Below are 11764 nucleotides of genomic sequence, written 5' to 3' on the forward strand. Positions count from 1 at the left end.
GAAGTTATGAAGAGATGGAGATATATGCAGTGATTTCCCATACCTGTCATTTCATTGCGCTGGCGAGTCGCGTAGCCTTGGTAGAGTAAAAACGCATCGCTTGCTAAGGGCAAAACAGTTTGTTTTTGGGGCGTGGGGATGAGTACATCCTCTGTTTAATCGTAACCACGCCTGGAGGTACGGAGGGTAGTGTTTCGGAACCTGCACAGGAACCAAACCGCTATTTCTCATAGCTGTTAAAATCCCCCGGATTTATCCGTGGGGAATGTGTTACTAAATACTCGCCAGAGCAGAGTCTAATACTTGAGTGTAGTCATCCTTGTTAGGATTATTTTTAAACATTGTTAAAATTTCACCAGTAGCCGGGTCAACAATAGCTACTGTACTTGTTTGACTCTTATTAGCTTCCAGAAATTTACCCAAACCCAATTTTTCTGCTTGCGCTTGTGTCTCTTGGAGTTTGGCTTTATCTGTTACATCCAAAACCACAAAATTCACCTTACCAGAATATTCCTGTTTCAATTGTGACAGGGTAGGAGCAATATTTTTGCAGCCAGCACACCAGGTAGCAAATACATCCACCAGTACAGGTTTACCTTGAAGTTTTGGAGCTAGAGGATTTCCTACAGAGGTTAATTTAACAGCATCTTTAGCGGCGCAGGGATTTTTAGCGGCGCAGGGATTTTTAGCTGCACAGGGATTCTTCGCTGCACAAGGATTCTTCGCTGCACAGGGGTTGGACTGAGCAACATTCGTAGTTGATGGAGTTTGATTTTGAGAAAGATTATCTGATTTCGGTGGGCTGCATGATACGGTCAAAACCAGACCACTCAAGCACAGTAGGCTCAGAAAAAATTTGTTTTTGTACATTGGGTATTCTCCTCACGCTTTAATTGTGTAATTCTGCCACAATCAGTCTTGGCGTTCATTTTTCACCTGTTTTCTGGAGATGAGAAATTGGAACTGTAAATTGTGGAGTATCTATTGATAAGACGATTGAGCATCAAAGTTGGATTTATTGAAAATAAAAAGCCAGCTTTGCCCCTAAAGATGAGGCAAAGAAAGGCACAATTGAACTACTTTTTCGCCAAAGCGGTTTCGAGAATTTTGGTGTAGTCAGCCTTATTGGAATTATTTTGGTACAGGGCTAAAATGTCACCAGTAGCAGGATCAACGATCGCAACTGTGCTGGTTTTACTTTTATTAGCCTCTAAAAATTTACCCAAACCTAATTTTTGTGCCATTGCTTCTGTCTGTTTAAGTTTGGCTCTATCAGTGACATCCAAAACTACGAAATTCACCTTACCGGAATATTGCTGTTTCAATTGCGACAGAGTAGGAGCAATATTTTTACAGCCAGCGCACCAAGTAGCAAACACATCTACCAGTACAGGTTTACCTTGAAGTTCTTGAGCTAACGGCCCGCCTACAGAGTTGACTTTAGCTGCACAGGGATCTTTACCCGCACAAGCATTTTTCTGGGCAGACTTAGTAATTGATGATTGCGCTTCAGTTGCAGAAATACTAGCTGAGGTTGTTGCTAATATTGATGCAGTAAAAACCAGGCTGCTCAAACAAATTTTGAGCAAAAAATTCGCGTGTTTGTGCATAAAATTTTTCCTATTCTCAGACGAAAACCGTTTAATTTGCAATATGCTGGCACAATGCTGACCAGAGATTGATACTGGAGGGGTCAATTGTGGTGCATCTGTTTACTAAGACGACTGAGAATCAGGATTGGATTTAAAATGACTCTTTAGTATTGAAAGTTTGTAGCGGCTATTTGAGTTGGTATAAACAGGAGAACATATTATATGTCATTCAAAACAATTCTTGTGGCTGGCGCGAGCCGTGGCATCGGACTTGCGGTTGCTGAACATCTAGCATCCAAGTGCGATCGCTTGCTAACAGTTTCTCGAACTGCGACACTGATTGGTACATGGATTCAGGCAGATTTGTCTGATTTAGTAGGTGTAGAAACAGTGGCAAAAGCAATCGGATGCGATGGTTTAGATGCGCTGTTATACATGGGAGGAACTTGGGAAACTCATGCTTTTACCAGCCAGTATAGCTTTGAAGATTGCTCCGATGCAGACATTACTAAAGTAATTGCGGTGAATCTGGTCGCTCCAATTCGATTAGTTAAAGCCTTGTTACCTGCTCTGCGGCGATCGGATAACCCCAAAATCATCTTTATGGGTTCACTATCAGGTCGGGATAATTTCTCAGGGCGAGAAGTTGCTAATAGTGCCTCTAAGTTTGGTTTACGGGGTGTAGTTCATTCATTGCGGGAAGAATTGCGATCGCAACAAATCGGTGTGACGGTGATTAATCCAGGCAATGTAGGTACGCCTGAAGTCCTAGCTGATCTTGCTGCGAATAATCTATTAGGTGGTGAGGCAATTCCTTTAAGCGATCTTCTGTGTATTATTGATTGTATTCTCTCATTGTCGCGGGCAACTTGTATTAAGGAAATTGATGTGCCTGCAATGCTTGGCGAAGGAGCTTAGTTGTTCAATATTTTTCGGAGATATCTAATGCCATAGCATAGCGACTCCTGAGGAGTATCACAGTTATTTATAAAGGTTAGCTTGAAAACCCTTGAGAAACAGCAACGCAGTTGCGTTTTTCGTGCTTTAGCCAAGGGATGAAAAGCAATTAAAAGGCGTTAGCCTTCAGTGATATTTGGTTTTTTAGGTTCGGGTAAAGAGTCAATCCAATCATCAACCAGACTACTAATAGTCTTATCGGACTGAGCAGCTAAGAGAGTTAACTTATGATACCTGCGGTCAGTTAGCCTTACATTTAATCTTTTTGTTTTCATTTGTCCCCCATTGGCTACCTATTCATGGTATCATAATTGGAGTTAAAGTAACTCAAGGAAGTGATTAAGTAGTGCTGGTTTTAGAGTACAAAATTAAAGGTACAAAATTACAGTATCAAGCCATAGATGAAGCTATTAGAACTACACAGTTCATCAGGAATAAAGCGATTAGATATTGGATAGATGCCCCAAAAGAAGCGAACATCAATAAAGTCGCTCTTAATAACTACTCAACAGCACTACGCAAAGAGTTTGAATTTGTAAAAGAACTCAATTCAATGGCTTGCCAATCTGCGACCGAAAGAGCATGGTCAGCTATCGATAGGTTTTACGGCAACTGCAAATCTAAAACTCCAGGCAAAAAAGCGGAAAGTTGCATGGGCGGCTCTGCCGACTTGAGCAAACTTTCCAAGACAGGCTATCCCAGATTTCAGAAAGACAACCGTTCAGTTGAATATAAAACCTCTGGATGGTCATTACATCCCACTAAGCGACGTATTACATTCACTACAGCCATTAGCATTATATGGGCGCAGGTATAACGAATTGGCACCAGTTTCTCAGTGTTGTACTGGGTGAGGTTGTCCTGGCACTGGATTGAGGAACTGACTATATTTTAACAGAATGAGAATCGTTATTACAGTAGCGCCAAAAAAAAGTTTGATGGCGGATGGAAACGATTTGATGCAGTTTCCTAAATTTACGGTGAATCGTGAACAAGTTACAGTACAAATTGGTTTTGGGAATTTTAGCTTTTGTTCAAGTTGCAAAGCAATTTCGGTAATCGAATAGTAAATGTCGTACCTTGCTTCAAAGTCGAATCAAGAAATAACTCCCCTTGATGATTGTTGGTTACAATTTGATAGCTAATGGACAATCCCATCCCTGTCCCTCTCCCGACAGGTTTAGTTGTAAAAAAGGGATTGAAAATCTGAGCCTTAACCTCTTCACTCATGCCTATCCCATTATCTTGCACCGAAATGGAAATAGCCCCCAATGGCTCTACCATTGTAGTGATAGTAATTATACCCCGGTAATTTGGGTCAACCCCGATAACTTGACGTTCTTCAATGGCTTGAATAGCATTCATCAGTAAGTTCATAAATACCTGATTGAGCAAGCCAATATAGCATTCTAATTTAGGCAGGTTGCCATAGTTCTTAATCACAGTAATCTCTGGCTTGCCAATCTTACCATTTAAATGACTTTGTAAAATCATCAAGGTACTATCAATATTTTCATGTAGGTCTACTGGCTTCAGGTCAGCTTCATCTAGGCGTGAAAAGGTGCGTAGAGATTTGACAATGTTCTGAACCCGTGATGCCCCTGTCTTCATTGACTGAAGAGTTTTCGGTAAGTCTTTGATGATAAATTCTAAATCAACTTCTTCTACTGCCTCTATGATTTCTCTCAAAGGAGTGGGAGAAGAAGCTTGGTAAAGTCGAATGATTTTTAATAAATTTTCAGCATATTCCTCCACAGGTTCTAGGTTGCCATAAATAAAACTAATGGGATTGTTAATTTCATGGGCAATACCTGCCACCAGTTGACCCAAACTGGACATTTTTTCCGATTGGATCAGTTGCATTTGAGTTTGTTGTAATTCCTGATAGGCTCGTTTCAATTCTGTGCTTTTGGCTTGAGAAGTTTGATAAAGGTTAGCTTGTTGAATGGCGATCGCTACTTGAGTCGCTAGGTTTTGTAATAGCTCAATTTCATCAGGTTTCCAAACTAGACTCCCATCAATTCGTCCCATCTCAAACGCACCTATTTTATCCTCGGTGTGAATCGGTAAAGCCAAATAAAGATTAATCTTCATCGATTCGCAAAATGACCTTAGCTCTGGGTCTTGACTATGCTGTGGATTTTGGATATCAATGGTATAAATTTTTTCTTCAAAGATATTCTGAAACAATAGAGGAAACTCCTCAAGATTATAAAAGCCTAACCAGCTGCAAAGTTTGGGGTTTCGCTTTTCTTGCACCACTTCCCACTGGGACGTTTTAGCATCGGCATGATACCAACCAAATGTACAAATATCCAGATTGAGTTGCTCAAAGATGGCATGGACAGAACTTTCTAGGATACTATCTAAGGCGAGAGAGTTGCGAATTTCTGTGCTGAGGTGATTCAGCAGTTGGGTGCGATTAAGAAGGGCTTTGAGTTGAGTCTGGGTATTGATCTGTTCAGTCAATGTATCTTCTAAGTAACTGGATTGCCGCCGATAGGAGGCTTCAGAATCTAGCAGTTTTTCTTGTTGCTTTTTGAGTAAAGCATCAGACCTGGAGACAAAGAGAAAGAGTACACCGTAAAGAACCATCAAAATTAGAGAGACTCTGAGCCGAATCGTGCCTTGGGTTGATCCAATCTGCTGCAACCAGGGGGTAACATCAGTGTAAACCTCAAACACACCAACAATCTCTCCATGAGCCTGATGATCATAAATAGGAATATAGCTGGCGAGTAAATGACGATTTTCAATCTGGCTGGTTAAGGCTGTGAAGGTATCTCGATGCCCAAGTTGACTGGCAACTTGGCCTAATTTAGCATCGTGAAAAGCAGATGATATGGCTACATCTCCAATTTGAGCCAACTCCGTTGAGAACACCGTCCGCCCTTGCAAGTCAAAAATCTTGACTTTGGCCACTGCGGAACCTTCAACGTGGGATAGCACCGCGCTCTGGATCTGGCTAATTCTAACGTCTGCCACTAGCTCTTCATCACTCAGGGTTTGAGTAGAGGTAAGAAATGACCCGTACTCTGGCCAGAGGGTATTCGCAAGTAGTTTGGTGAGGATGACATTATTCTCCTCTTGAATACTGACTAAGCTCTGTACAGCTTGCTGACCATAAAAACTAGTCAGCCCGCCAATAGCCAAGGCAAATGAAAAAAGGCTAACAATCGAGAAACTGGGCAGTAATTTAAAGCGTTTTGGTAATATCGATTTATCTCTTAATATAAGTCGATTTAGGAATGTTTTTTTTTAACTTGTACGATTGAGTGGGTTTTGTGGGTGGATTCATGGTTAATTAAGGTTTTTGCTGATTTCTCTTAACACTCTAGTTTCGAGGGATTGGGAAAACTTATCATATGCGCCAGTTACTTCAGGTAGTTTGGCAAAGGAACACGGGATTTCGTGAGATGGTAACATTTTTTCAGTATAAAAATATATTAACTACATATCAAATAGTATTAATACTTAAACTAAATAATATCCTTTAGTTCGTTCTACTCTTAACCAAGATTTCTCAACTGCAAGATAACCATGAGTTAGGCACTGCCATGAAAACCTGAATATTACATTCTGAAAATACCAAAGCATTGTAAATACTACACTTTGTTCACAATGTTTATGTGTAATTAATTTTCAATACCTACTTAGATATAGGACTCCTATTTAATTTTTGAAAAAACTCTGTATACTCAAAAAATCTTCTTTCCTACTCCCAACTCCCCACTCCCAGCCTACGCAAATAATTTTAGGAATCAAACCGGATTCCTATAGTTATGCAGAAACCTGAAAATATTATTACCCATGTGGATAATGACACCAGTGTTTTTATTGGATACACTGAGTAGTTTATGAAAGGCAGAGTCAAGGACTCTCGTAAACTCAAACCCTAAATGGAGTCAAGGAAAATGGCCAGAATTCGAATTGAGTTAGTTGATGTATATTGCCGTGACACCGAGGATGTCACCGGTGCTGATGAATTTTTCATTTTGGGTGGCGTAGGTTCTTACTCAAGATTAGGATCAGCAAGCGATGATCTGAAAATTCGACCTGTATTGACGGTTCCGATTAGCATTAACGACAAGCAGCGTAAGCGCTTTGGTATCGGGGGCGGAATTATATTTGATGATGACGTGCCAGAAAACCACACTTTGTACATTGCCTTGACTGGATATGATGAAGACGCTCATAAGGACTGGTCAAAACATGGTGATATGGTGACGAAAGTGGGAGCCGCCATCTCTACTGGCTTGAAAGCGACTTCGATTCCACCCGCCCAAATTGCCGGATTGGTTATTCCGCTTGCAATTGCGGGTGTAGGACTAGCGATGAAACTGGATAAAGATGATGAATTGGGACAACTCAAGCACGATTTGGCAATTTCAGCACTTCCCAATGGTAGTCACACGCAGTTTTGGACTCTCCGGAAAAGAGGAGGATGGTATTCGAGTTGGGATTACACAGTGACCTATAAAATTCATAAGGGATAATACTGATATCGACGATATCAAGCGTTGCATAACGTTCCTGTAAAGCTATATTTGAGGAGAATTAATGAAAGCGATCGCTACCACCGGATACAACCTTGATAAAATAAAAGTGTGTCTGATAAAAGGCGATCGCTTATGATTAGGACATGGAATTTGAGTGGGATGAGTCAAAAGCAAGAGAGCGTGAAGATTATGAGCAAAACGCCTTTTGAAGAGTCACAAAATGCAAATGATGAGCTTCTAGGTGAGTACTACTTTGATTATAAAAAAGCAAAGCCAAATCGTTTTGCAACTCGTGGTGGAAGGCAACTATTAAAAGTTGTGGTTTTAGATGAAGATGTTGCTCAAGTTTTTACAACGCCAGAATCTGTTAATAAGGTACTCAGGGCATTAATTAAGTCGATGCCAAAATCTGCAAATGGTGACGACACCGCCTGACGAACTATAACCTACATCCCCCTCCCCATCCAAATATCCCCATCTAACACTAAATCCGATCGCCTCCCTCAGTCGTCATATTATATAGACGGCTTTTTTAAGCAAACATATCTCTGTGTGCGTTGTGGAGCGAGCTGATGACAGAAAAAATATGCAAAACTGGCGACTGTATTAGTTTAGATATGGGTTAAAAATCGCATGGAGCCTAAACAATCCCAGTCGAATTTTACAGGGCTTACCGATGTGACGGATGAAGCTTTATTTGTGGCTCTCAAAAATGGCGATTCTGCCGCATTAAGTGTTTTGTTTAATCGTCATGGTCGCTTAGTTTATGGATTGGCTTTGAAAATTCTGGCTGATTCCCAAGAAGCTGAAGACTTGACTCAAGAAATTTTTTTAACACTGTGGCGCAAAGCATCTAGTAATCCCGATTGTCGCTTTTTTGTGCGTTATTTGGTGACAGTCACGCGATCGCGGGCAATTGATAAGCTACGCGCACGGACTAGACAACTCAAACTTGTGGAAAAGTGGGGACAAACAATGACAAATGAAGCTACACCAGAGCCAACACCTGTTGAACAGGCGAGTGTTGCCGAGCGATCGGGGCGCATTCACAACGCTTTAGCACAACTACCCGAAAAGCAACGTCAAGTAATCGAACTAGCTTATAACCAAGGATTAAGTCAGTCAGAAATTGCTCAAAAAATCAATATCCCTTTAGGCACTGTCAAAACCTGCACCCGTCAAGGATTACTAAAACTCAAGCGCATCTTACTAGATTCTGATTTGTCAATCTATGAATAAATCTTTTGATCCCGAACACATCAAAAACTTGGCTGCGGGGTTTGTCGTCGATGATCTCACCCCTGAAGAAGCTCAAGAGTTTCAGTTGTTACTTGATGAACATCCAGAACTGATTGCCGAAATTGATGATTTGCAGGAAGTTCTGCGACAAGTGCTAGATGGCTTTACTGAGGTGGAAGCACCAGCCCATTTGCTGCCAAAAATTCTGGAACAAGCGGAAAACTCAACTATACAGGCTACGGTAGTTAGGCAAAACTCCCCAAAAGTTGCTAGGCGATCGCCACTACGATGGAGAATAATTGCTGGTAGTGTTGCTGCACTATTTGTGGTGGTTTTGGGAGTTGATTACTATCGGTTACGTCAAAATTTGCAGATTGTCACAGCAGAAAACCAGCGTTTACGCCAGGATTTTGTCCAAGCCCAAGCAGTTAAAAGCCTACTCCAAAATTCTCAAACACGATTGTTTACCTTTGAATCCGTCGCCTCTACCAGTAACAGTTCCGGAAGTATAGTAATCAATCCCGAACAACAAAAGGCGGTCATGGTGTTCCAAAATCTTCCCGCCCCACCTCCTGGTTATGTCTACTTTTTATGGACAATTGTGAAGAATGAAAAGTTACCCTGTGGTGAAGTCAAGCCTTATTCTTGGGGAACTGCTTCCTTTGAATTACCATTCACTACTCAAATGTACCAAGAATTTTCTCACCCTCAATTTTCCGGGTTAATTGTCACACTGGAGACAAACCCCAATGTCTCTCGTCCTACTGGAACTGTAGTCATGCAAAGTTCGCAGATTTAAACCTCCAGCGAGAATTTCGTTTAAATCAATGGGCGTATTTTTAGCCGGATCAACATTTTGCTTTTGCAGGTCATTTAGCGCCTGTTCTTGATTATGTAGGTATTGAGTCAGCGAAAAATAACGCAGTTTAAAAGTATCTATTCCGCCAGCTTGCACTACTAATGTAGTTAACAGTAAGACGACGATAGAAATACTGCTCAGTAAAACTTTAATTTTGAATTTCATCAAAAAATTACCTCAAGCATTTAGTCATACCGAGTTGCAGTCAAAGATAGTAACTTGGGCTGGGGGTAGGCTTCGCCGTGAGCGTCAGCGGTGAGCGTAGCTTCTCGAAGGTTACGGGAGTAGGGAATAGGGAGTAGGAATATTATGTTTGAACGCAACTTAGTATCAGGAAATTTTAGCTGCTAAAACCACAACTTTAACTTTCTTAACTTTCAACCAAAATGCCACCACAACTAGAACCACATCCAGCAGTACAACCGTAACAATAGTGTGCAGTTCTGATTTCTTCAATTAAGTTTAATGTGCCAGATGCCAATAACTTAGAAACAGTTAGTATTTCCCCATCATGAGTTTTTGATGGTAGATTTTCCATCTGGTTAAAGTCGCAGTCATAGACATTACCTAGATAGTCAATAGAGAGTTCATCTCTACACATTAAATGTTCAACTGTAGTAGAATTAAAATTTGCTGCTAAAAAATGGAGATAAGGTCTGTACAGTTTCTTTCGTTCTAAATACAACTTAGTCCGTCCAACTGGTAAGTTTGTAATGGCGAACAAATTGTTAAAAACAATGCCAAAGTTGTCTTGTAAAAATTCTTTGTAATCTTGTTCCAGACTATCTTGATTGGGGGTAAGAGAAAAGTTATCTATAACGGGAAGTTGAGGGTTATAAACTAAATCAAGCATTAAATTGGGGTCTTCACCATAACCCAGACTATTCAGCCATTGCAGAGCGCAAATTGAGGCATCATAAACACCATTTCCCCGCATTTTATCGACGTTATCGGAGAGATAGCAAGGTAAAGAAGCCACAATTCTGACTTGATTTTGAGCGCAATATTTGGGGATATCTGCAAAACCTGCTTCAAAATAAATAGTCAAATTAGAGCGAACAATTACCTGTTTACCATTAGCTCGCGCCGCTTCGATAATTGGTTTAAAACCATAGAGCATTTCGGGTGCGCCACCTGTCAGGTCTACAACTTTAATTTCAGGAAATTTCTCGATTAATTCAATTAATTGGTTGCAAATTTCTGGTGAAAGTTCTTCGGTGCGTTTTGGGCTGGCTTCTACGTGACAGTGGCTACAAGCTAGATTACAGCGTTTACCCAAATTGATTTGTAAAACAGTAATTTGCTGTTTAGTTAGGGGTGACTCCAGCTTTTTGCTAAAAGGTGTGATGATTGTATCTAAGGATAAAGGAATTACTTTTTGTTGTACCATTTTTCACCTGCAATTTCTTATGTAAAAACTGAATTAAGGCATTTGGTGGGCATAAATAAAACTATATTTGTTTACGTAATAATATGGCAATTAAGTTAGTAGTAAGTGGCTCTAGCCCTCTTTTTTCTATTACAAATAAGTAAGTTATGCGTCGCGTCTCTTAGAAAAGACAGGACTAAAGTCCTTACTACAAACCTTTAATTATTTATGCTTTCTTACTTAAAGAAGAATAACTAACAACAGCCACCACCGTTGTAATGCCAAGTTGAATCTGTAATCAGTATTTCTTCTGGATTGAATGCAGCTAATTTGGCAGCAGTTTTATCACATACCGCCGCAGGTACTCCTTGTTGCAGAATATGTCCTGCTTGGTCATCAAATAAGGGTTCTATTCCAGTGTAAATCGCTGTTTTACCTGTAAAAATGCAAGCACCATCTTCAGGAATTGGCACTTTAAAGGCTACAGAATCAAGACTTTCTAAAAGTAAATGTGCTTCTAAATTATAATTTTGGCGATTGAGGATGCGGTAAGGACGACGCGCCCGAATTTCTACTTGGCCAAAGCCAGCCTTTACAAGATGTTCAATATATTGCTCATAAGTCATTGCTCCCGATAAACACATCGCCCGCAGTCGTTCATCGTTTTGCAGATGTTCGGGAATCGGACGTGTAGCAATGGGATCACTCATCAATAAGCGTCCATTTGGCTTTAACACTCGAAATGCTTCCTGTAACGCTCGGTGTAAATCTGCTGGTTTAAAAATATTAAAGAGACAATTTTGTGCTACTAAATCTACAGAACCATCGGGAACGGGTAAAGCAAAAGCATCTCCTTCTCGAACTTCAACAAAATTCGGCTCAAACCAAGCATTTTCTTGAGCAGCAAGTTCTAGGTTACGCATGGCTGCTGTCCGCATAGCCGCCACTGGTTCAATCGCAATCACTGATCCTGGACGGCGGGAGAAGTAAGCGAATTGCAGTGCTTCTAAGCCGCCGCCTACACCTACATAAAGTACAGTTGGGTCGTTAGCTAGTTCAGTGGGATGAACAGTCGTACCGCAACCATAGTTCATTTCCTGCATTTGGGTGGGAATTTTGAGTCCAGGTAGCTGTAGAGGACTGCTTTGGACACAACACAAACCAACTTGTGGTGTTTCGGCAACTTCAGTATAAAATTTAGCGGTTGTTTCTAGATAAGTCATGAGAATCCTTTACTTGTATGACTCGT

11 protein-coding genes and 1 pseudogene are annotated in these 11764 nt (G+C 40.7%); 6 read left to right on the forward strand and 6 right to left on the reverse strand.

Features of this window, described 5'->3' with window-relative positions; genetic code table 11:
* Positions 1-273: 273 nt before the first annotated feature.
* Positions 274-870: a TlpA family protein disulfide reductase gene (locus tag ACM0OS_RS02625; protein ID WP_414541595.1), complete on the reverse strand. Its 597-nt coding sequence runs from the start codon at positions 868-870 to the stop codon at positions 274-276.
* Positions 871-1076: 206 nt separating this feature from the next.
* Entirely contained in the window at positions 1077-1610 is a 534-nt protein-coding gene (locus tag ACM0OS_RS02630) for a TlpA family protein disulfide reductase (protein ID WP_414541596.1), read from the reverse strand.
* A 204-nt stretch (positions 1611-1814) separates the two neighbouring features.
* Between ACM0OS_RS02630 and ACM0OS_RS02635 the strand changes: the two genes are divergently transcribed.
* Both ACM0OS_RS02635 and ACM0OS_RS02640 read left to right on the forward strand, forming a co-directional pair.
* On the forward strand, positions 1815-2510 hold the full coding sequence (locus ACM0OS_RS02635) for an SDR family NAD(P)-dependent oxidoreductase (RefSeq protein WP_414541597.1): 696 nt from the start codon (positions 1815-1817) through the stop codon (positions 2508-2510).
* Positions 2511-2895: 385 nt separating this feature from the next.
* Positions 2896-3333: pseudogene (locus tag ACM0OS_RS02640) on the forward strand (RNA-guided endonuclease TnpB family protein); the annotation flags it as partial.
* 239 nt (positions 3334-3572) lie between these two features.
* Here ACM0OS_RS02640 and ACM0OS_RS02645 read toward each other — a convergent pair.
* Positions 3573-5702 carry an ATP-binding protein gene (locus ACM0OS_RS02645; RefSeq protein WP_414541598.1) on the reverse strand — a complete coding sequence of 710 codons (2130 nt, stop codon included), beginning with the start codon at positions 5700-5702 and terminating at the stop codon, positions 3573-3575.
* 761 nt (positions 5703-6463) lie between these two features.
* Here ACM0OS_RS02645 and ACM0OS_RS02650 point away from each other — a divergent pair.
* From ACM0OS_RS02650 to ACM0OS_RS02665, 4 genes are all read left to right on the forward strand, one after another.
* Positions 6464-7045: a hypothetical protein gene (locus ACM0OS_RS02650; RefSeq protein WP_414541599.1), complete on the forward strand. Its 582-nt coding sequence runs from the start codon at positions 6464-6466 to the stop codon at positions 7043-7045.
* Positions 7046-7207: 162 nt separating this feature from the next.
* Positions 7208-7483 carry a hypothetical protein gene (locus ACM0OS_RS02655; protein WP_414541600.1) on the forward strand — a complete coding sequence of 92 codons (276 nt, stop codon included), beginning with the start codon at positions 7208-7210 and terminating at the stop codon, positions 7481-7483.
* Positions 7484-7681: 198 nt separating this feature from the next.
* The gene (locus ACM0OS_RS02660) at positions 7682-8287 is read left to right on the forward strand and encodes a sigma-70 family RNA polymerase sigma factor (RefSeq protein WP_414541601.1); all 606 of its coding nucleotides are present in this window, start codon (positions 7682-7684) and stop codon (positions 8285-8287) included.
* The gene (locus ACM0OS_RS02665; protein WP_414541602.1) at positions 8280-9086 is read left to right on the forward strand and encodes an anti-sigma factor domain-containing protein; all 807 of its coding nucleotides are present in this window, start codon (positions 8280-8282) and stop codon (positions 9084-9086) included. Before ACM0OS_RS02660 ends, ACM0OS_RS02665 begins: the two co-directional genes overlap by 8 nt.
* Here ACM0OS_RS02665 and ACM0OS_RS02670 read toward each other — a convergent pair.
* From ACM0OS_RS02670 to arsM, 3 genes are all read right to left on the reverse strand, one after another.
* The gene (locus ACM0OS_RS02670; protein ID WP_414541603.1) at positions 9009-9311 is read right to left on the reverse strand and encodes a hypothetical protein; all 303 of its coding nucleotides are present in this window, start codon (positions 9309-9311) and stop codon (positions 9009-9011) included. The genes ACM0OS_RS02665 and ACM0OS_RS02670 overlap by 78 nt on opposite strands.
* Before the next feature lie 205 nt (positions 9312-9516).
* On the reverse strand, positions 9517-10536 hold the full coding sequence (gene arsS / locus ACM0OS_RS02675) for an arsenosugar biosynthesis radical SAM (seleno)protein ArsS (RefSeq protein WP_414541604.1): 1020 nt from the start codon (positions 10534-10536) through the stop codon (positions 9517-9519).
* A gap of 233 nt (positions 10537-10769) precedes the next feature.
* Positions 10770-11738: an arsenosugar biosynthesis arsenite methyltransferase ArsM gene (arsM, locus tag ACM0OS_RS02680; RefSeq protein ID WP_414541605.1), complete on the reverse strand. Its 969-nt coding sequence runs from the start codon at positions 11736-11738 to the stop codon at positions 10770-10772.
* Positions 11739-11764: the final 26 nt, after the last annotated feature.

It is taken from the genome of Nostoc sp. CCY0012 (genome assembly GCF_963920855.1).
GTDB lineage: Bacteria > Cyanobacteriota > Cyanobacteriia > Cyanobacteriales > Nostocaceae > Cyanocohniella.

Excerpts from the sequence above, each read along its gene's own strand:
- ACM0OS_RS02625 (WP_414541595.1), bottom strand. The coding sequence starts at position 870 with ATGTACAAAAACAAATTTTTTCTGAGCCTACTGTGCTTGAGTGGTCTG.
- ACM0OS_RS02630 (WP_414541596.1), bottom strand. The coding sequence starts at position 1,610 with ATGCACAAACACGCGAATTTTTTGCTCAAAATTTGTTTGAGCAGCCTG.
- ACM0OS_RS02635 (WP_414541597.1), top strand. The coding sequence starts at position 1,815 with ATGTCATTCAAAACAATTCTTGTGGCTGGCGCGAGCCGTGGCATCGGA.
- ACM0OS_RS02650 (WP_414541599.1), top strand. The coding sequence starts at position 6,464 with ATGGCCAGAATTCGAATTGAGTTAGTTGATGTATATTGCCGTGACACC.
- ACM0OS_RS02655 (WP_414541600.1), top strand. The coding sequence starts at position 7,208 with ATGAGTCAAAAGCAAGAGAGCGTGAAGATTATGAGCAAAACGCCTTTT.
- ACM0OS_RS02660 (WP_414541601.1), top strand. The coding sequence starts at position 7,682 with ATGGAGCCTAAACAATCCCAGTCGAATTTTACAGGGCTTACCGATGTG.
- ACM0OS_RS02665 (WP_414541602.1), top strand. The coding sequence starts at position 8,280 with ATGAATAAATCTTTTGATCCCGAACACATCAAAAACTTGGCTGCGGGG.
- ACM0OS_RS02670 (WP_414541603.1), bottom strand. The coding sequence starts at position 9,311 with ATGAAATTCAAAATTAAAGTTTTACTGAGCAGTATTTCTATCGTCGTC.
- arsS (WP_414541604.1), bottom strand. The coding sequence starts at position 10,536 with ATGGTACAACAAAAAGTAATTCCTTTATCCTTAGATACAATCATCACA.
- arsM (WP_414541605.1), bottom strand. The coding sequence starts at position 11,738 with ATGACTTATCTAGAAACAACCGCTAAATTTTATACTGAAGTTGCCGAA.